Raw genomic sequence first — 19830 nt, forward strand, 5'->3', positions numbered from 1 at the left:
GTACCCCCGACCGGATTCGAACCGGCGCTACCGCCTTGAGAGGGCGGCGTGCTAGGCCGCTACACAACGGGGGCATGATCGCGTGTTTCCACGTGATCAGCTGGCCTACCAGGACTCGAACCTAAACTAACTGAACCAGAATCAGTCGTGCTGCCAATTACACCATAGGCCACTGGTTGTCTAGACCAGTTGGTACCCCCGACCGGATTCGAACCGGCGCTACCGCCTTGAGAGGGCGGCGTGCTAGGCCGCTACACAACGGGGGCCCTAGCGATCCTGCATCAGGAACAGTGGGTGCGACCCGATCTGTTCCCGCGGGAAGGATCTGTACCCCCGACCGGATTCGAACCGGCGCTACTGCCTTGAGAGGGCAGCGTGCTAGGCCGCTACACAACGGGGGCTTTGCAGATGAGCTCTGCGAGCTGGCCTACCAGGACTCGAACCTAGACTAACTGAACCAGAATCAGTCGTGCTGCCAATTACACCATAGGCCACCAAAACGCAACCCCCGAGGGGATCTTTGTTCGGCTTGCGCTTTCCGTTCGGACCGTTGGTCCGGCGGGCGGCGCAGAAAGAACATTACCCGAAGGTGGACGGCGCTCCAAAACGGGTATCCCCGGCCAGCAGCTCGGGCAGCTCCGCGAGGCCCGTGATCCGCCGTACGCCGGGCGGGACTTCGGTGCTCGGGGGCTCGGCTGCGCTGCGGTCGAGCCAGATGCCGAGGAGGCCCGCGTCGTGGGCGCCGCGGGCGTCGATCTCGGGTTGGTCGCCCACGTACGCGACTTCGGCGGGGGCGAGGGCGAGGGCCGTGCAGGCGGCGTGGAAGGCCTCGGGTGCGGGCTTGGCGACGCCGAGTTGGGCCGCGCACAGCAGCACCTCGAAGCGGTCGCGCACGCCCAGGAGGCGCAGCTTCCGCTCCTGCTGGTCGGCGTGGGAGTTGGAGAGGACCGCGTGCCGGTAGCCGTCGGCGAGGGCGTCGAGGGCGGGCAGGGTGTCGGGGAAGAGGGCCCAGGCGGCTTCGTAGTGACCGATGTAACGGTGGAACCAGGCGTCGGACTCGGGGTCCGTGAGGGCCGGGTCGTCCAGGAAGTCCCGTACGCGGTCGCGGCGCTGGGTGAGGAAGTCCGCCTCGCCGCGGCTGAAACGGGCCCAGTGGCGCTCTGTGGCGGCCTTCCAGCGGGCGAGCGCGGCCTCGGCGGTCCCGTATCGCGCGAGCGCCCCTTCGGCTGCGAGATGCGCCCGCATGCCGGCCGTGTCCGCGCTCGCGTAGTCGAAGATCGTGTCGTCGATGTCCCAGAGGACGGCTCTGATGGGCATGGGGCGACGGTACGACGAAGGGCCCGGCAGCCGGGTGGCTTCCGGGCCCTTCGGGGCGTACGCGGAGAAGGCTCAGGCGGTGAGCTTCGCCAGCGCGGCGTCGATGCGGGCCAGGGACTTGTCCTTGCCCAGGATTTCCAGGGACTCGAAGAGGGGCAGGCCGACCGTGCGGCCGGTGACGGCGACGCGGACCGGGGCCTGGGCCTTGCCGAGCTTCAGGCCGTGCTCCTCGCCGGCGGCCAGGACGGCCTCCTTGAGGGCCTCGGGCGAGCTCCAGTCGGCGGTCTCCAGCTTGGCGCGGGCGGTGGTGAGGAGGGCCACCGGGTCGCCCTTGCCCATGGCCTTGGTCCAGCTGGCCTCGTCCTCGACCGGCTCCTTGAGGAACAGGAAGTCGACGTTGGCCGTGATGTCGGAGAGGACCGTGAGGCGGGTCTGGGCGTGCGGGGCGATGGCCTCCCACTTGGTGCGGTCGAAGTCCTCGGGCGCCCAGTTGGCGTGCGGGGCCTGGAGCCAGGGCTCGCAGGCGGCGGCGAAGTCCTTCACGTCCAGCATGCGGATGTGGTCGGCGTTGATCGCCTCCGCCTTCTTGAGGTCGAAGCGGGCCGGGTTGGAGTTCACGTCGGCCAGGTCGAACTTCTCGATCATCTCCTTGATCGTGAAGACGTCCTGGTCGGCGGAGAACGACCAGCCGAGCAGGGACAGGTAGTTGAGCAGTCCCTCGGGCAGGAAGCCGCGCTCGCGGTAGAGGTTGAGGCTGGCCTGCGGGTCGCGCTTGGACAGCTTCTTGTTGCCCTCGCCCATCACGTACGGGAGGTGGCCGAAGGTGGGGATCTCCTTGGCGACGCCGAGCTCGATGAGGGCCTTGTAGAGGGCGATCTGGCGCGGGGTGGAGGAGAGCAGGTCCTCGCCGCGGAGGACGTGCGTGATGCCCATGAGCGCGTCGTCGACCGGGTTCACCAGGGTGTACAGCGGGGCGCCGTTGGCGCGGACGATGCCGTAGTCCGGGACGTTGTCCGGGGTGAAGGTGAGCTCGCCGCGGACCGCGTCGTCGAAGGTGATCGGCTCGTCGGGCATGCGGAAGCGGATGATGTGGCTGCGGCCCTCGGCCTCGTACGCCTGCTTCTGCTCGGCGGTCAGCGTGCGGCACTTGCCGTCGTAGCCGGAGGGCTTGCCGGCGGCGCGGGCGGCCTCGCGGCGGGCGTCCAGCTCTTCGGTGGTGCAGTAGCAGGGGTAGGCGTAGCCGCCGTCGACCAGCTTCTGCGCGACGTCCTTGTAGATGTCCATCCGCTCGGACTGGCGGTACGGGGCGTTGGGGCCGCCGACCTCGGGGCCCTCGTCCCAGTCGAAGCCGAGCCAGTGGAAGGAGTCGAGGAGCTGCTGGTACGACTCCTCGGAGTCGCGGGCCGCGTCCGTGTCCTCGATGCGGAAGACCAGCTTGCCGCCGGTGTGCCGGGCGTAGGCCCAGTTGAACAGGGCGGTGCGGACCAGGCCCACGTGGGGGTTGCCGGTCGGGGAGGGACAGAAACGGACGCGGACGTCTGCGTTAGCCACGCTTGATCACCTTGTTGGTGAGAGTGCCGATGCCTTGGATGGTGACGGCGACCTCGTCGCCGACGTTGAGGGGGCCGACGCCTGCGGGGGTGCCGGTGAGGATCACGTCTCCGGGGAGGAGCGTCATCGCCTCGGTGACGTTGACGATCAGGTCCTCGATGGAGTGGATCATCTGGCTCGTGGAGCCGAGTTGGCGCTGTTCGCCGTTGACCGTGCACTGGATCGCGAGGTCGCTCGGGTCGAGTTCGGTCTCGACCCAGGGGCCGATGGGGCAGGCCCCGTCGAAGCCCTTGGCCCTGGCCCACTGCTTCTCGCGGCGCTGGACGTCGCGTGCGGTGATGTCGTTGGCGCAGGTGTAGCCGTAGATGACGTCCTTGACGCGCTCGCGCGGGACTTCGCGGCACATGCGGCCGATGACGACGGCGAGTTCGGCCTCGTGGTGGAGTTCCTGGGTGAACCCGGGGTACACGATGGGGTCGCCGGAGCCGATCATCGACGTGGTCGGCTTGAGGAAGGCGAAGGGGGTCTCGGGGACCTCGTTGCCCAGCTCCTTGGCGTGGTCGGCGTAGTTCCGGCCGAAGGCGACGATCTTGTTGCCGAGCACCGGGGGCAGGAGGCGGACCTTGCTGAGCGGGACCTTGACGCCGCTGAGCTCGAAGTCGGCGTACGGAATGCCCTTGATGATGTCGAGGACGAGTTCGTCCGTCGCGGTGGAACTGTCGCCCTCGACCGCGCCGAAGGCGACATTGCCGTCGATGGAGAACCTGGCGATGCGCACGGAATGCGGGCCCCTCTGCTTGCTTAGCCTGGAGACTCACGCCTCCAGGCGGAGACTGACGCTCCAGGCTAACGCGCTGGGCCCTGGTGCGACCTCGCGGTATTACTCCGCGGCCGCCGTGACGGGGGCTTCCATGAGGACCGTGCGGCGCGGGTTGGCCGTGTTGGTCGGGAGCTCCGCGAGGTCGGCCTGCGGCTGCTCGGGGGCCGCCTGCAGTTCTTCGGCGTCCTTCAGGTGCGCCAGGGTGGTGCGCCGCGGGTTGGCTATGTTGCGGAACATCATCGTCGTCTTCACGGCGGCTTCGACCTCTTGTGCTCTCTGTTGACCGGGGGTTGACGGCTGAGCCATCCCTGTAAAGCGTCAGGCTAAACATTCGAATTCCCCGCAAAGGCGGGAACTCCCCTTGATCTTCATGTGAGTTTGCTCACGAGCGAGCGGACGAAGCGGGCAGAACGGACGAGTTGCGGGTTCGGCCGGAACGGACATTCCGCCACCGAAGGTTCGATTCCGCTCCCGATCATGGCGACTGGGACACCGCTCGCCCACAACTCGTACGTAGGGAAAAGTCCGTTATGGACGAGATGCTGCTCGACACCTCGTAACACCCTCGTCACCGGCTGTCACAGACGTCACAGCCGGGCGGCAGGGCTTGTTGGAGATCCGGCACTGTGCTGGAATTCCCGGAACCGCCGCAGGTATGAACCGGCGCGCACGGGCGCAACGCAGCGTCGAGTTGGCGGTGGGAGAGGGGGAGACGCGCCGGTCACTCACGACCACCAGGAGCCCGGACGGGCTCCACGACGCCGACACCGTCCCATCGTCATGCGCGAGGGGACGCCTGGTCCAGAGGTTGCGACGCTAGTGCAGGGACGTTTCAAGAGGGAAGGCAGCGCCGCGGCGGAGCCGGAGCTGCGCGGCGGTACTGGCCCCGTGCCCGGCAACTCCTCACCGACCGACGCCGCGGGCTCCGACGGCGGCGGCCGCGGCAAGGGCACCGGTGTGCCCGGCGGCGCTCCGACAGCAGCTCCCGCGAGCGCGAAGAAGCCCTCGTCGGCCGGCTCGCGAATAGCCCTGCGCAACTGGCGCATCTCCACGCGTCTGGTCTCCCTGCTCGCGCTCCCCGTGGTCGCCGCGACCTCGCTCGGCGCCATCCGCATCAGCGACTCCGTCGACGAGATGGAGCAGCTGGACCGGATGAAGCTGCTCACCGACATGACGAAGGAGGCCACCGAGCTGGCCGCCGCGCTGCAGGACGAGCGCGACCAGTCGGCGGGCCCGCTCACGCACGGCGCCAAGGCCTCCGACTTCACCGTCAAGGGCGCCCGCAGCAAGACCGACCGCGCCCGCGACTCGTTCCTGCAGGGCACCTCGGACATCGACGACGCCCGCGGCGACCAGGCGATCGACAGCATCCGCGAGAACGTCGTCCAGATCTCCACCCAGCTGCGCGTCCTCAAGGACATCCGGCGCGACGCGTACAAGCAGGGCCTGCCGACCTCGCAGACCGTCTCCAGCTACAACCAGCTGATCGAGCAGCTGCTCGGCCTCTCCCGGGACATGGCGCTCGCCACCAGCAACCCGGAGATGATCCAGCGCACCCGTACCCTCGCGGCGTTCTCGTCCGCCAAGGAGTACGCGTCGGTGCAGCGCGCCGTGATCTCCGCCGCGCTCCCGCCGAACAAGACCGAATTCGGCAAGCTCTCCGACAACGACCGGCTGTACGCCCTCTCCGCGCTGCGCAACGAAGAGGCCGAACTCACCAGCTTCCAGCGGGCGTACGAGGGCACCGGCGGCAACGCGGCCGAGCTGATGAAGCCGCTCGACGACTCCAACGCCGTCATCAAGGACGCCAACGACTACGCGGCCCGCGTCCTGGAGAGCCCCAGCGGACTGAAGAACCGCGAGAAGCGCTCGTACCCGGACTGGAACGACGCGGCCACCACCAAGCTGCGGCAGATGGCGCTGATCGAGACCACGCTCCTGAACGACATGGAGCAGGAGGCCCGCAACCTGCGCGACGAGTCGCAGCGCGAGGCGATCATCAACGGTGCGCTGATCCTGCTCGTCCTCGGCGTCTCGCTCGTCGGCGCGTTCGTCGTGGCCCGGTCCATGATCCGCTCGCTGCGCCGGCTGCAGGACACCGCCACCAAGGTCGCCCAGGACCGCCTGCCCGACCTGGTCAAGCAGCTCTCCGAGTCCGACCCGCAGGACGTCGACACCTCCGTCGAGTCCGTCGGTGTGCACTCCCGGGACGAGATCGGCCAGGTGGCCACGGCCTTCGACGACGTGCACCGCGAGGCCGTCCGCCTCGCCGCCGAGCAGGCCCTGCTCCGGGGCAACGTCAACGCGATGTTCACCAACCTCTCGCGGCGTTCCCAGGGCCTCATCCAGCGTCAGCTCTCGCTCATCTCCGAGCTGGAGTCCCGCGAGGCCGACCCGGACCAGCTGTCGTCGCTGTTCAAGCTCGACCACCTCGCGACCCGCATGCGCCGGAACGGCGAGAACCTCCTCGTCCTCGCCGGTGAGGAGCCCGGCCGCCGCTGGACCCGCCCGGTCCCGCTGGTCGACGTGCTCCGCGCCGCCGCGTCCGAGGTGGAGCAGTACGAGCGGATCGAACTGGCCGCGGTGCCGAGCACCGAGGTCGCCGGTCGCGTCGTCAACGACCTCGTGCACCTCCTCGCCGAGCTGCTCGAGAACGCCACCTCGTTCTCCTCGCCGCAGACCAAGGTCAAGGTCACCGGTCACGCGCTGCCCGACGGCCGCGTCCTGATCGAGATCCACGACACCGGCATCGGCCTCTCCCCCGAGGACCTCGCCTCCATCAACGAGCGGCTCGCCTCGCCGCCCACCGTGGACGTCTCGGTCTCGCGCCGCATGGGTCTGTTCGTGGTCGGCCGCCTCTCGCAGCGCCACGGCATCCGCATCCAGCTCCGCCCCTCCGACTCCGGCGGTACGACGGCGCTCGTCATGCTGCCCGTCGACGTCGCGCAGGGCGGCAAGAAGGTTCCGGGCAAGGGCGGTGCGCCCGCGCCGTCCGGCGGTCCCGCCGCGGCCCAGGCCGCCGCGGGTGTCGCCGCCGCGCGCCGCGGTGCGCAGGGCGGCGGCGCCGCAGGCCGTCTCGGTACGGCTCCGGGCCGCGGCCAGGGCGGTCTGGCCGCCGGGTCGGGCCCGCGTGCCGCGCTGCCGAGCCGGGGCAACGGTCCCGGCGCCGGCGGCCCGCAGGGCGGTCCCGGTCAGGGCGGTCCCGGTGCCGGACAGCCGCAGGGCGGTCCCGGTGCGGGTCAGCCGCAGGGCGCCCCTGCCGGGCAGCCGCAGGCCGGCCCCTCGCGTGGCGCGCAGGGTGCCCCCGGGCTGCCCACGCGGCCCGGCGCCGGTGAGCCGCCGCAGCGTCCGGGCGACCCGCAGGGCCGGCCCGGCGTGGGCGACGCGCTCAACGGCGGCCAGCGCTCCGACGTCTTCGGCGGTCCGCGTACCGCGCAGCCGACCGGTGCCGCGGGCGCCGGTCCGGCCGGTGGCCCCGTCGGCGGTCCGGCCGGTGGCCCCACGGCGCCGCGGCAGCGCGGCGACCAGGGGCAGGGCGGCCGGCCCGAGGCCGGTGCGCCGCAGCTGCCGCCGCGCGGCGGCCCGCGCGCCGAGCTGCCCGGGGGCAGTTCGCAGCCGCAGACCACCTCGTGGGGCAAGGCCGAGCTGCGCCCGTCCGTCGACGCCGCGCGCGAGCGCCACGACTCGGCGCTACGCCACGACTCGGCGCCCGCCGTCGACTCCACCGCGCAGCTCGCCCGGGTCGAGGCCGACGACCGCCAGGGACCCGGCTCCACCGCCGAGTTCGCCCGCCCGGACTTCGACGCCCCGCGTCCGGAGGCGGCGGGCCCCCGTTCCGTACCGCAGCAGCCCGACGCGCGTGCCGCCGAAGGCGCCGGTTCCACCGGGCAGTTCGCGCGGCCCGAGCTGCCGCAGGGTCCGCTCGGCGGCGGTGCGCGCAACGGCGCCCGGGACACCGGCGAGCACCACGTGCCGCGCGCCCCCCAGCAGCAGCCCGAGGCCCCGCGCCGACCGGCCCCGCAGCAGCAGCACGACGCGCTGACGGGCCCGGTCGACCTGCCGCCGGACGACGGCCGCACGCCGCTGTACGACACCCTCGAGACCAACTGGTTCCACGGCCAGCAGCAGGGCCGTCAGGCCCAGCAGGCCCCGCGGGACGACGCGCAGAACGGCGCCCGCCAGGCCGCACCCGGCGGGCGTCCCGAGCAGCAGGCGCCGCCGATGCCGCCCGCGCCCCCGGCCGGGCCGAGCAACTGGCGTACGTCCCCCAACGACGAGCTGGGCCGCCAGGCCGAGCGCGTCAAGCAGCCTTCGGCGGGCGGGATCACCACGTCCGGCCTGCCGCGCCGGGTGCCGCGAGCGAACCTCGTGGCCGGAACGGCACAGCAGCAGCAACAGCAGCAGGGCGGCCCCCAGGTGTCGCGCGCGCCCGACGACGTGCGCGGCCGGCTGACCAACCTCCGCCGCGGAATCCAGCAGGGCCGCGAGGCCGGCTCGGGCCAGACCGGCACCTTCCGCAGCCCCTCTCACCCGCAGGAGCGTTAGTTGAGTCCGATGAGCCAGGCGGCGCAGAACCTGAACTGGTTGATCACCAACTTCGTGGACAACACCCCCGGGGTGTCCCACACGGTGGTGGTGTCGGCCGACGGGCTGCTGCTCGCGATGTCCGACGGCTTCCCGCGTGACCGCGCCGACCAGCTGGCGGCGGTCGCGTCCGGCCTGACCTCCCTCACCGCGGGCGCCTCCCGCATCTTCGAGGGCGGCCCGGTCAACCAGACCGTGGTGGAGATGGAACGCGGCTTCCTCTTCATCATGTCCGTCTCCGACGGTTCCTCCCTCGCCGTACTGGCGCACCCCGAGTGCGACATCGGCCTCGTCGGATACGAGATGGCGCTGCTCGTCGACCGGGCGGGCACCGTGCTCACCCCGGACCTGCGCGCCGAGCTCCAGGGGAGCCTGCTGCACTAGCCGCCACCGCGCAGCGCGCCCCGCCCACCCGTCCGGCCCGTCCCCCACCGGCCACGTCAGACGGCTAGCCGACCACTTGCTGTCCAGCCCGGAGGATCCATGACCCCGCCCACCGCCCCTCACGATCCGTACGGAGCCCAGTCCACGTACGGACCGGAGGGCGACCAGCCACTGGTGCGTCCGTACGCGATGACCGGTGGCCGGACCCGGCCGCGCTACCAGCTCGCCATCGAGGCGCTGGTCAGCACGACGGCCGACCCGGCCCAGCTGATGGGGCTGCTCCCCGAGCACCAGCGGATCTGCCACCTGTGCCGTGAGGTGAAGTCGGTGGCAGAGGTCTCCGCACTTCTGGGTATGCCGCTCGGGGTGGCGCGGATCCTGGTCGCGGACCTCGCGGAAGCGGGACTCGTGGCCATCCACCAGCCCGGCGGCGACGAGAACGCCGGCGGACAGCCAGATGTGACACTGCTCGAAAGGGTGCTCAGTGGACTTCGCAAGCTCTAACGACCCCGTCTCGTCGGGTCGTTCCACCACGTCCGCGAAGATCGTGGTGGCGGGCGGCTTCGGCGTGGGCAAGACCACGTTCGTCGGCGCCGTCTCGGAGATCAACCCGCTGCGCACCGAGGCCGTGATGACGTCCGCGTCGGCCGGCATCGACGACCTGACGCACACCGGCGACAAGACCACCACCACGGTGGCCATGGACTTCGGCCGCATCACGCTCGACCAGGACCTGATCCTGTACCTCTTCGGTACGCCCGGTCAGGACCGGTTCTGGTTCATGTGGGACGACCTGGTCCGCGGTGCGATCGGCGCCGTCGTCCTCGTCGACACCCGCCGGCTCGCGGACTGCTTCCCGGCCGTGGACTACTTCGAGAACTCGGGCCTGCCGTTCGTCATCGCCCTCAACGGCTTCGACGGACACCAGCCGTACCAGCCCGACGAGGTCCGCGAGGCGCTGCAGATCGGGCCCGACACCCCGATCATCACGACCGACGCCCGGCACCGCGCGGACGCGAAGTCGGCCCTCATCACCCTGGTCGAGCACGCGCTGATGGCGCGCCTCCGCTAGTCACGTACGCCTCAAGTCGGATACGGCGTAAGGAAGTTGCCGTAGCCGTCACGGAGCGGGCTGTGTCCTTTGACACGGCCCGCCCGGGTGTTCATAACGTTTCGACAGAGAATTCCTCCGCGGCCAACACGGCTTGCGTTCAAGCGATATCACTGCGCTCATATCGCGCTCACCATTTGCCGGGCCCCTCTATTTATGCCCGTTTTATCTGCGGCTCAGGTCACCGGAAACAAGCTCTCCCTACTGTTTGGAAGAGCCACCGCTGACGTGCTGAAATTCGCTGAACTGCCCAGTAGCTCAGGGCAAGCAGACGAAGCGGCACGACGCAGGTGCCCTCGCCGAGAGGTTGTTGGTCGAGTGAGGCGAAGCAAGAACAGCCCCGAGCCGCAGGAGCGGGGCAACTTCACCCCGCCGTCGCGCGGAGCTGCAGCAGCACCCGCCCCGGCGCCGGTGGCCGACGTGCCGCCGCCCGCCGGCAGCGGCAGCAAGCTCTCGCCCCGCAACTGGCGTGTGCCCACGCGCCTGAACGCGATCCTCCTCATACCCGTGGTCGTCGCCATCGTGATGGGGACGTTCCAGGTCAAGGGCTCCATTGACACGTGGAGCGAGGCCGAGGACGCGGAGAAGACCGCCCTCATCGTGCGCGCCGCCGAGAACTACGGCCAGGCGCTGCTCAACGAGCGCGACCTGTCCGCCGCCCCGCTGCTCAGCGGCAAGGGCGACGGCGGCGCGGTCGACAAGGCCCGCGACGCCACGGACGCCGCGAAGGCCGCGTTCGACGAGGCCGTCGAGGACATGCCGGAGAAGCAGGGCCTGGAGCGTCGCCTCGACCTCTTCAAGGAGAACGAGTCCAAGCTCGCGGGCCTGCGCAAGACGGCCTACACCCGGGCCATGGACCCGGTGAAGACCGAAGAGGGCTACGTCCAGGTCCAGCACTCCCTGATGGAGTTCGCCAACGAGCTCGGCCTCGGCACCGGCAACATCACCAGCTACGGCCGGACCGTCTACGCCGTCTCGCTCGCCAAGGCCGCCGTCTCCCTGCAGCGCTCCATCGGCACGCACCTCATCGTCCGCCCGAGCTCCGAGCGCGCGACGCTGGAGGCCCAGGCCACGGCGTTCAGCTCGTACGCGTACCTGGAGAACATCGCCATCGGCGAGTACGTCTCCGCCGGTACCGAGCAGGACTACGAGGACCTCAAGTCCGTGCTGCGCGGCAAGCAGGCCGACGGCAAGAAGAAGCTCGCCGCGGCCGCCAAGGAGGCCCGCGCCAAGGGCCTGGAGTTCACCCCGCCGCCGTCGCCCGAGAAGATGATCAAGCTGATCGGCAGCGGCGCCCGGCCCAGTACGCTGCGCGCCCAGGGCGTCACGCCCGAGGCCTGGTTCGCCGCCACCACCGCGAAGTTCGACGGCTACCGCGAGATCGAGACCCAGCTGATCGACAAGGCGGTCGACGAGTCCGCCGCGATCGCCGACGACGCCGAGCAGGACGCGTACATCAACGGCGCGATCGTCGTCGCCGCCGTGCTCGCCGCCTTCCTCATCGCCGGCCTCATGGCCCGCCAGATGAGCAACAACATGCGCCGGCTGCGCACCGCCGCCTTCGGCATCGCCGAGCAGCGGCTGCCGATGCTGGTCGACCAGCTCTCCCGCACCGAGCCGGGCCGGGTCGACACCCGCGTCCAGCCCATCCCGATCGACACGCAGGACGAGATCGGCGAGGTCGCCCGCGCCTTCGACCAGGTGCACCGCGAGGCCGTCCGGCTCGCCGCCGAGCAGGCCCTCCTCCGGGGCAACGTCAACGCGATCTTCACCAACCTGTCACGCCGCAACCAGTCGCTGATCGAGGGCCAGTTGACCCTGATCACCGACCTGGAGAACAACGAGGCCGACCCGGACCAGTTGGAGAACCTCTTCAAGCTGGACCACCTCGCGACCCGTATGCGCCGCAACGGCGAGAACCTCCTGGTCCTCGCCGGCGAGGAGCCCGGCCGCCGCTGGGACCAGCCGGTCCCGCTGGTCGACGTGCTCCGCGCCGCCTCCTCCGAGGTGGAGCAGTACGAGCGCATCGAGCTGTCCGGCGTGCCCGAGGCCGAGATCCACGGCCGGGCCGTGACCGACCTCGTGCACCTGCTCGCCGAGCTCCTGGAGAACGCGACCACGTTCTCCTCCCCGCAGACCAAGGTTCGCGTGACCGCAACCCGTCTCCCCGACGGTCGGGTCATGATCGAGATCCACGACAAGGGCATCGGCCTCACCGCCGAGGACTTCGCGGACATCAACCACAAGCTGGCCAACCCGCCGACCGTGGACGCCGCGATCTCGCAGCGCATGGGCCTGTTCGTGGTCGGCCGCCTGTCCGACCGGCACGGCATCCGGGTCCAGCTGCGCCCCTCCGGCGAGCAGGCCGGCACGACGTCGCTCGTGATGCTGCCCGACGCCATCACCCACGGTGGCAGCGGCAACGACCTGCCGGAGGACGAGTTCACGGTCTCCCGGATCGTGCCCGAGCAGTCGCAGGCCCCGGCCTTCGAGGCCCCGCCGCTGCGCACGGCCGCCGAGCTCGGCTTCGACGACAGCCGGTACGCCGAGAACGCCGCGGACGCCGCGAACCTCGACCCCGTCGGCCGCTCCCTGTTCCGCGAGGAGCGCCGCGCGGCCCTCGAGGAGCGCTCCGCCGACCGCCCGCTGTTCCGTGACGAGGTCGCCCCGCACCCCTACGACCAGGGCGAGCAGGACGGCCAGGACCAGCAGGCGTTCGAGCAGCAGGGCGCGTACGAGGACCAGCAGGCCGCGTACGAGCAGCAGGGCGGCTACGAGCAGGGCTACGAGCAGCAGGACGGCTACGCCCGCCAGGGCGGCTACGAGCAGGGCTACGCGGCCCCGCACAGCGCCCCCGACGGCTACCCGGAATCCGGCTATGCGGAATCAGGCTTCGACGGCGCAGCGGCCGCCCAGAACCTCGCGCAGGACGGCTACGCCGACTTCAACGGCCAGCCCCAGCAAGGAACTTGGCAGAATCAGGGCCAGTCACCCGATACCTTCGGCAATGGCTTCGAGCCGGAACCGGAATCTGCCCCCAGCGCTCCCGAAGCCGAGCAGGAGCGCGTAGGCTTCGACCGTCAGGGACCTGCGCCTTCCGCGGTGCACGAGCTGACCGACGCAGGCCTGCCCCGACGCGGCAGCGGTGCCGCCGGCAACGGGCACCGGGACGCGGCGGGCGAGCAGTGGGCGCCGGGGCCGGTCCAGGACAGCACTCCCCCGCACCCCCAGGCGGAGGACGCCCCCGCAGGAGCGGACGGCGACGGTGCCGGTGACGACGCTTGGCGGTCCGCCAACGACGTGCGCTGGCAGCGCGCCGAGCAGCTCCGGCGACCCAGTGCCGGCGGGGTCACCTCGTCGGGACTGCCGCGCCGCGTCCCCAAGGCCAACCTGGTCGAGGGCACGGCGGAGCAGACCCCGCAGGGCGGGCCCCAGGTCTCCCGCGCACCCGAGGACGTCCGTGGCAGGCTGAGCAATCTGCGCCGCGGTGTCCAGCGGGGACGCGACGCAGGAAGCGACTCGAACGGCCAGGGCTTCGGTCCTGGTGGCAACTACAACCAGGAGCGTTAGTGTGAGCCCGATGAGCCAGGCGGCGCAGAACCTGAACTGGTTGATCACCAACTTCGTGGAGAACACCCCCGGTGTTTCCCACACGGTGGTGGTCTCCGCCGACGGACTCCTTCTGGCGATGTCCGAAGGGTTCCCCCGCGACCGCGCCGACCAGCTGGCGGCCGTCGCGTCGGGTCTGACCTCGTTGACCGCGGGCGCGTCCCGCATCTTCGAGGGCGGCAGCGTGAATCAGACAGTTGTGGAGATGGAGCGAGGATTTCTCTTCATCATGTCCATTTCCGACGGCTCTTCTCTCGCCGTACTCGCACACCCGGAAGCGGACATCGGTCTCATCGGGTACGAGATGGCGCTGCTCGTCGACCGGGCGGGCACCGTGCTCACCCCCGACCTGCGCGCCGAGCTTCAGGGAAGCCTTCTCAACTAGTTCTCAACTAGCAGACAGGCAGTGCGTATTCGCGTTCCGTGGCCGTAAAGTTCGGGGCGCGGCACCACTTTGATGGATGCCCGGCACAGTCGGAGGAGGAAGCACGTGGCAAGTGGCGCAACACCCCCAGAGGGTTCGTCTTCGGCCAACTGGTCTTACGGCCAGGCCCAGGGCGGCCAGGGCGGCGAGGGCACGCCGAACCGCTACAACTTCCCCTCCGCGCCCAGCCGTCGGCAGCAGCAGCCGTACGCACCGCCCCCGCAGCGCCCACAGCAGCCGTACGACCAGCAGCGCCCGCCGGCGCCGCGCGCGCCGTACGAGCAGCAGCAGGGGCCGCGCATCCAGCCCGTGCAGCCGCAGCCGCGCCCCGCGGAGCAGCAGCCGGCCGGGGGCGCGCACAACCCGCTCGTGCGTCCGTACGCCATGACGGGCGGACGCACCAGGCCGCGGTACCAGCTCGCCATCGAGGCGCTGGTGCACACCACGGCGCAGCCGCACCAGCTCCAGGGGCAGCTCCCCGAGCACCAGCGGATCTGCAACCTGTGCCGGGAGATCAAGTCCGTCGCGGAGATCTCGGCACTGCTCTCCATCCCCCTCGGGGTGGCCCGGATCCTGGTCGCGGACCTCGCGGAAGCGGGACTCGTGGCCATCCACCAGCCCGGCGGCGACGAGAACGCCGGCGGACAGCCAGATGTGACACTGCTCGAAAGGGTGCTCAGTGGACTTCGCAAGCTCTAGCGGTGCGTCCCGCTCTACCACCAGCGCGAAGATCGTGGTGGCGGGCGGCTTCGGCGTGGGCAAGACCACGTTCGTCGGCGCCGTCTCGGAGATCAACCCGCTGCGCACGGAAGCTGTGATGACGTCGGCGTCGGCGGGCATCGACGACCTGACGCACACGGGCGACAAGACGACGACGACCGTCGCGATGGACTTCGGCCGCATCACGCTCGACCAGGACCTGATCCTGTACCTGTTCGGTACGCCCGGTCAGGACCGGTTCTGGTTCATGTGGGACGACCTGGTCCGCGGTGCGATCGGTGCGGTGGTCCTCGTCGACACGCGTCGGCTCGCGGACTGCTTCCCGGCCGTGGACTACTTCGAGAACTCGGGCCTGCCGTTCGTCATCGCGCTGAACGGGTTCGACGGGCACCAGCCGTACAACCCGGACGAGGTCCGCGAGGCGCTGCAGATCGGGCCCGACACCCCGATCATCACGACCGACGCGCGGCACCGCGCGGACGCGAAGTCGGCGCTCATCACGCTCGTCGAGCACGCGCTGATGGCCCGCCTCCGCTAGACGCTCCGCTTCGGTTCTCCGGTCCCGCGCCCCTGGTTGGGGGTGCGGGACTTTTGTTTCCCCTCCCCGCCCCTTCCCGAAAGTCCTCAGCGGACAGCTCTGGGGGCTGCGCCCCCAGCCCCCGCCCGGGGCTGCCGCCCCTGGCCCCCGCTTCGGGGCTCCGCCCCGGACCCCGCTCCTCAAACGCCGGAGGGGCTGGATTCACGTGCCCCGAAAGGGGCTCGGGGAACTGCGCGAGCAACCACGACGGCGGGTCAGCCGAACGAACAGCGCCGCAGGCTTTCGGGAAGGGGCGGGGTGGGGAAAAGCAGGAGCCCCCGCCACGACGATGCGTGACGGGGGCTCGGAAGCCTCAGAGCGGCGCTCAGCCCTGCCAGCTGTGCGGGGCGCGGAAGCCCGGCGTGCGCTCCAGGCGGCGCCAGCCGGCCTTCGTACGACCACGGGAAGGAGCGGGTGCAGGCTGCGCGGCGGCGCGTGCCATCAGGACGGCGGTGATGGCCGCCAGCTCCTCCGGCTCGGCGTGGCCCTTCTCCACCCGCAGCAGATGATCGGTGGGAGTACTCATGAGTTCGGGGTCTCCGTAACGTGAGAGTCGGGACGGAAAGTCGGAGTCGAGGTCACTGCGGCGGGTTGCCGTGCTTGCGGGACGGCAGGTCCGCGTGCTTGTTGCTGAGCATCGCCAGCGAGGCGATGAGGACCTCGCGGGTCTCGGCGGGGTCGATGACGTCGTCGACGAGGCCGCGCTCGGCCGCGTAGTACGGGTGCATCAGTTCGGCCTTGTACTCCTTGACCATGCGCGCGCGCATCGCCTCCGGGTCCTCGGCCTCGGCGATCTGCCGCCGGAAGATCACGTTCGCGGCGCCCTCGGCGCCCATGACCGCGATCTCGTTGGTCGGCCACGCGTAGGTCAGGTCGGCGCCGATGGACTGCGAGTCCATGACGATGTAAGCACCGCCGTACGCCTTGCGCAGGATGAGCGAGATCCGCGGGACCGTCGCGTTGCAGTACGCGTACAGCAGCTTCGCGCCGTGCCGGATGATGCCGCCGTGCTCCTGGTCGACGCCGGGGAGGAAGCCCGGCACGTCCAGGAGGGTGACGATCGGGATGTTGAAGGCGTCGCACATCTGGACGAAGCGCGCGGCCTTCTCGGAGGCCTCGATGTCGAGTACGCCGGCCAGGGACTGGGGCTGGTTGGCGACGATGCCGACGACCTGGCCGTCGAGCCGGGCGAGGGCGCAGACGATGTTGCGGGCCCAGCGCTCGTGCACCTCGAGGTAGTCGCCGTCGTCGACGAGCTCCTCGATGACCTTGTGCATGTCGTACGGCCGGTTGCCGTCCGCCGGGACGAGGTCGAGGAGGACGTCGGAGCGGCGGTCGGCGGGGTCGTCGGAGGGGACGACCGGCGGGTTCTCGCGGTTGTTCTGCGGGAGCATCGACAGGAGGTAGCGCACCTCGGCGATGCAGGTCTCCTCGTCGTCGTACGCGAAGTGCGCGACGCCGGAGGTCTCCGCGTGGACGTCGGCGCCGCCGAGGCCGTTCTGCGTGATCTCCTCGCCGGTCACCGCCTTGACGACGTCCGGGCCGGTGATGAACATCTGCGAGGTCTCGCGGACCATGAACACGAAGTCGGTGAGGGCGGGGCTGTAGGCCGCGCCGCCCGCGCACGGGCCGAGCATGACGCTGATCTGCGGGATCACGCCGCTGGCCTTGGTGTTGCGCTGGAAGATGCCGCCGTACCCGGCGAGCGCCGAGACGCCCTCCTGGATACGGGCGCCCGCGCCGTCGTTGAGGGAGACCAGCGGGGCGCCGGCCGCGATGGCCATGTCCATGATCTTGTGGATCTTCGTGGCGTGGGCCTCGCCGAGGGCGCCGCCGAAGATCCGGAAGTCGTGCGCGTAGACGAAGACCGTGCGGCCCTCGACCGTGCCCCAGCCGGTGATGACACCATCGGTGTGGGGCTTCTTGTTCTCCAGGCCGAAGCCGGTCGCGCGGTGCCGGCGCAGCTGCTCGACCTCCCTGAACGAACCCGGGTCGACGAGGAGCTCGATCCGCTCGCGCGCGGTCAGCTTGCCCTTGGCGTGCTGGGCGGCGGTGGCCTTCTCGCTGGGGCCGGCCGTCGCCTGGGCGCGGATCTCGTGCAGCTCGGCCACGCGGCCGCGGGCGTCTGCCGGCTCACCCGGGGTTTCGTCCAAAACGGTCATGTAGCGACCTTACGAAGCGGAGCAAGGAAAACGGGCCGTCGACTCCTCACAGTCTCCGACCCGTTTTCCTGGTACCCCCGGACAGAACCGGGGCGCACCCCTTCTGCCGTGCAGCTGAAGTGACTGCTCAGGGGGGCGTGCCCTTGTGGGGGTTCCACAAATGGGCGCCGCGGTTCAGCTGAGAGTCACCTCACAGTGGTGGCCGCGGCCGGCGGTGCCCGGGGTGATCCGCAGGCGCAGTTCCCGGCCGGTGGCGAGGACCTCCACCGACGGGTCGTGGGCGGTGACGCGGGCGGCGCGGTGGTGCCAGACGACCTCGAAGGGGCGCCCGGTGCGGGTCGGCTCGCTGACGGTGAGGTCGGCGGTGCGGTCCCGCTGCCGCAGCAGCACACTGGACGGCCCGGTGACGGTGAGGTCCTTCACCGTACCGGGCGTCCAGAAGTTGGCTGCGGTCAGGCCCAGGGAGCGTACGGCGACGGCCTGGCGGTCGGCGTCGTTGGCGAGGACGGTGAGCCAGCCGCGGTCGGCGGCGCGCTCGGCGAGCTGCTGCCGGGTGGCGCCGGGCATGAGGAGGTACGCGTACGTGGCGTCGGTGGGGTCGGTGCCGTGGTCGAACCACAGGGTCTGCCAGCGGCGGGTGCGGCGTTCGGTGGAGCTGGTGGTGTTGATGTCGGACCAGGCGCCGGTGCGGTCCTCGCGGAGCGTGCGAAGCCGTGCGCCCGCGGAGCCCGCCGTGTCCGTGGTGCCCGTGCTGCCCGCGGCGCCCGCCGGGAAGACCCAGCCGCCGTGTCCTTCCAGGTGGGCCCAACCGGGTTCCACGGTGAGGGAGTTGGTGCCGGACTCGCCCAGGTTGCGGTTGTCCACGATCGTCTCGACGGGGACGCCGTCGCGGGCGGTGATGCCCGCGCCGAGGCAGATCACCGCGTCGGCCACGCAGAACCACGACTTGCGGGCCTCCAGGGTGGAGCCGAGGCCCTTCAGGTGCTGCCCGACGGCGGCGAACTCGCCGTCGGTGGCGCCGCCGACCCACTTCACGGCCGGCTTCGGCACGCCCCACTCGCCGCCCGCCTTGTCGGCGAGTCGCTTGGTGGACACGGTCGTTCCGGGCAGCCGGTAGAAGTCGACGGTCGGCCAGAACCAGTCCGTGTACTGGTCGGTCCTGCCTTCCGGACCCCACCAGTAGAGCATTCCGGCGCCGGTGTGCCAGCCGCGCGGGTTCTCGCCGTTGCCGCACTCGTAGTACGAGATCCGTTCCGAGGCCATGGAGATGTTGGCGGCCCAGCCGGTGCGGCGGTGCACGGCCCGGTCCATGGCGGTGAACAGCTTGTGCCCGACGGGTTCGGGCGCGGCCGGTACGGGCGCCGCCTGGACGGCGTGCAGCCGGGCCAGGTCGTCGGTGCCGAACTGGCGGCCGGTGAGGATCGGCGTGACCGTGTCGCGGGCGATCCAGCCCTTGACCATGCCGTGCCAGCGGTCCCGTTCGGCGGGGCTCGCGCCCTGGGCGAGCAGGGCGATCGCGGCGATCAGGGCCTGGCCGTGGAAGTGGTCGGAGCGCATCACCTGCCGGTCGTCGGATTTCAGGTAACCCCGGCTGATGGCACGGCCGTTGACGCTGTCCATCATCAGGCCGTCGTGGATGAGCGGCGCGAAGGCGTGCTCGACGCTGTCCAGGACGATCTGCTTCTTCGGGTCGACGACTTCCCAGGTGGACCCGGCGAGCAGGGCGAAGAGCCGCCCGAGCCCGTCCATCAGGACCTGCCCGTACGTCCCCGAGTACGCGACCCAGGTGTGCTGCACGAACGAGCCGTCGGCGTAGAGCCCGTCGCCCTTCGTGACGTACGGGAAGACCGGGGAGAGTGCGTCGCGGGCGAGGGCGAGCTTGGCGGGGCTGCGGCCGACGACGCCGCGCAGGGCGACCGAGCGGCACAGGTCGACGCGGTTGGCGCCGGTGGAGGTGCCGGTGTAGTCGCCGAGCATGCTGTCGGGGATGAAGTGGTCGACGGCCGCGCAGGCCGCCTCGCGCCGGTCCTCGGTGAGCTGGTCGTGGAGGGTGGCGACGATGTCGAGGAGCAGGCGCGGGGAGCCGATCTGCCACTCCCACCAGTTGCCGTAGCGGGTGGTGGACGGGTTGTAGACGGTGGCGGAGAGGTGGTCGAGGCCGCGGACGATGTCGGCGAGGAGTCCGCTGTCGCCGGTGAGCCCGGTGCCTTCCTGGGCCCAGGCGCGGGTCATGGTCCAGAGGCGGCTGTAGCTCTGGGTGATGCCGGCGGGCGGGTCGAAGGGGTGGCCGGACCAGAGGGAGTTCGCGGTCGGCGCCATGGTGGCGCGGAAGCCGCGGGCGAGGTCGCCGGTCTCCTTGAGGCGGGCGGCGAAGGGTTCGGCGGCCGGGTCGTATCCGGTGCCGAGCTGGATGGTGAGCCAGCGGGCTCTGAGGGTGTCGAACTCTCCCCCGGCCTCCGGCCGGGAGGTGCCCCCAACGGCCGCGGCAGCCGGTCTCGTGGGTCCGAGGACCGTGAGCGCGGCCCCGGTGGTCGTCGCTGTCAGGAACGTACGGCGTGTGGTCGGCACGTC

The 19830-nt window shown here is 70.8% G+C and carries 15 protein-coding genes and 5 tRNA genes; 8 read left to right on the forward strand and 12 right to left on the reverse strand.

Annotated features, from left to right (window positions below):
• Nucleotide 1 precedes the first annotated feature (1 nt).
• The 9 genes from ACIDOF_RS00305 to ACIDOF_RS00345 form a co-directional block, all read right to left on the reverse strand.
• Nucleotides 2-74, reverse strand: a tRNA-Glu gene (locus ACIDOF_RS00305).
• A gap of 26 nt (nucleotides 75-100) precedes the next feature.
• Nucleotides 101-172 (reverse strand) — tRNA-Gln (locus ACIDOF_RS00310).
• A gap of 18 nt (nucleotides 173-190) precedes the next feature.
• A tRNA-Glu gene (locus ACIDOF_RS00315) sits at nucleotides 191-266 on the reverse strand.
• Nucleotides 267-328: 62 nt separating this feature from the next.
• Nucleotides 329-401, reverse strand: a tRNA-Glu gene (locus tag ACIDOF_RS00320).
• 21 nt (nucleotides 402-422) lie between these two features.
• Nucleotides 423-494: transfer RNA gene (locus tag ACIDOF_RS00325), tRNA-Gln, on the reverse strand.
• 85 nt (nucleotides 495-579) lie between these two features.
• Complete coding sequence (locus tag ACIDOF_RS00330) at nucleotides 580-1317, reverse strand: HAD family hydrolase (RefSeq protein WP_409003533.1); 738 nt, start codon at nucleotides 1315-1317, stop codon at nucleotides 580-582.
• Between the two features lie 72 nt (nucleotides 1318-1389).
• Complete coding sequence (gene gltX, locus ACIDOF_RS00335; RefSeq protein ID WP_409003534.1) at nucleotides 1390-2868, reverse strand: glutamate--tRNA ligase; 1479 nt, start codon at nucleotides 2866-2868, stop codon at nucleotides 1390-1392.
• Nucleotides 2861-3646, reverse strand: a complete 786-nt coding sequence (locus ACIDOF_RS00340; protein ID WP_409003535.1) for a fumarylacetoacetate hydrolase family protein — start codon at nucleotides 3644-3646, stop codon at nucleotides 2861-2863. The genes gltX and ACIDOF_RS00340 overlap by 8 nt, the downstream gene beginning before the upstream one ends.
• A gap of 102 nt (nucleotides 3647-3748) precedes the next feature.
• A complete protein-coding gene (locus ACIDOF_RS00345) occupies nucleotides 3749-3940 on the reverse strand; it encodes a hypothetical protein (RefSeq protein WP_409003536.1) in 192 nt (63 codons plus the stop codon).
• Nucleotides 3941-4507: 567 nt separating this feature from the next.
• Here ACIDOF_RS00345 and ACIDOF_RS00350 point away from each other — a divergent pair.
• The 8 genes from ACIDOF_RS00350 (at nucleotide 4508) to ACIDOF_RS00385 (ending at nucleotide 15058) form a co-directional block, all read left to right on the forward strand.
• A complete protein-coding gene (locus ACIDOF_RS00350; RefSeq protein ID WP_409003537.1) occupies nucleotides 4508-8233 on the forward strand; it encodes a nitrate- and nitrite sensing domain-containing protein in 3726 nt (1241 codons plus the stop codon).
• A 9-nt stretch (nucleotides 8234-8242) separates the two neighbouring features.
• Nucleotides 8243-8656 (forward strand): roadblock/LC7 domain-containing protein, encoded by a 414-nt coding sequence (locus ACIDOF_RS00355; protein WP_409004002.1) that lies wholly within the window; start codon nucleotides 8243-8245, stop codon nucleotides 8654-8656.
• A 99-nt stretch (nucleotides 8657-8755) separates the two neighbouring features.
• Entirely contained in the window at nucleotides 8756-9160 is a 405-nt protein-coding gene (locus ACIDOF_RS00360) for a DUF742 domain-containing protein (RefSeq protein ID WP_409003538.1), read from the forward strand.
• Complete coding sequence (locus ACIDOF_RS00365) at nucleotides 9141-9728, forward strand: ATP/GTP-binding protein (RefSeq protein ID WP_282538964.1); 588 nt, start codon at nucleotides 9141-9143, stop codon at nucleotides 9726-9728. The genes ACIDOF_RS00360 and ACIDOF_RS00365 overlap by 20 nt, the downstream gene beginning before the upstream one ends.
• Before the next feature lie 357 nt (nucleotides 9729-10085).
• On the forward strand, nucleotides 10086-13337 hold the full coding sequence (locus ACIDOF_RS00370; protein WP_409003539.1) for a nitrate- and nitrite sensing domain-containing protein: 3252 nt from the start codon (nucleotides 10086-10088) through the stop codon (nucleotides 13335-13337).
• A gap of 10 nt (nucleotides 13338-13347) precedes the next feature.
• Nucleotides 13348-13761, forward strand: a complete 414-nt coding sequence (locus ACIDOF_RS00375) for a roadblock/LC7 domain-containing protein (protein WP_055421938.1) — start codon at nucleotides 13348-13350, stop codon at nucleotides 13759-13761.
• Nucleotides 13762-13866: 105 nt separating this feature from the next.
• Nucleotides 13867-14499, forward strand: a complete 633-nt coding sequence (locus ACIDOF_RS00380; RefSeq protein ID WP_409003540.1) for a DUF742 domain-containing protein — start codon at nucleotides 13867-13869, stop codon at nucleotides 14497-14499.
• Nucleotides 14480-15058, forward strand: coding sequence for a GTP-binding protein (locus ACIDOF_RS00385; RefSeq protein ID WP_409003541.1), 579 nt, complete (start codon nucleotides 14480-14482; stop codon nucleotides 15056-15058). The genes ACIDOF_RS00380 and ACIDOF_RS00385 overlap by 20 nt, the downstream gene beginning before the upstream one ends.
• A 364-nt stretch (nucleotides 15059-15422) precedes the next feature.
• On the opposite strand, the gene ACIDOF_RS00390 is transcribed toward ACIDOF_RS00385, so the two are convergent.
• From ACIDOF_RS00390 to ACIDOF_RS00400, 3 genes are all read right to left on the reverse strand, one after another.
• Entirely contained in the window at nucleotides 15423-15623 is a 201-nt protein-coding gene (locus ACIDOF_RS00390; protein ID WP_409003542.1) for an acyl-CoA carboxylase subunit epsilon, read from the reverse strand.
• 52 nt (nucleotides 15624-15675) lie between these two features.
• Nucleotides 15676-17259, reverse strand: coding sequence for an acyl-CoA carboxylase subunit beta (locus ACIDOF_RS00395; protein ID WP_409003543.1), 1584 nt, complete (start codon nucleotides 17257-17259; stop codon nucleotides 15676-15678).
• 174 nt (nucleotides 17260-17433) lie between these two features.
• Nucleotides 17434-19827 carry a polysaccharide lyase 8 family protein gene (locus ACIDOF_RS00400; protein ID WP_409003544.1) on the reverse strand — a complete coding sequence of 798 codons (2394 nt, stop codon included), beginning with the start codon at nucleotides 19825-19827 and terminating at the stop codon, nucleotides 17434-17436.
• Nucleotides 19828-19830: the final 3 nt, after the last annotated feature.

The sequence above is a fragment of the Streptomyces sp. Da 82-17 genome (assembly GCF_046098215.1).
GTDB lineage: Bacteria > Actinomycetota > Actinomycetes > Streptomycetales > Streptomycetaceae > Streptomyces.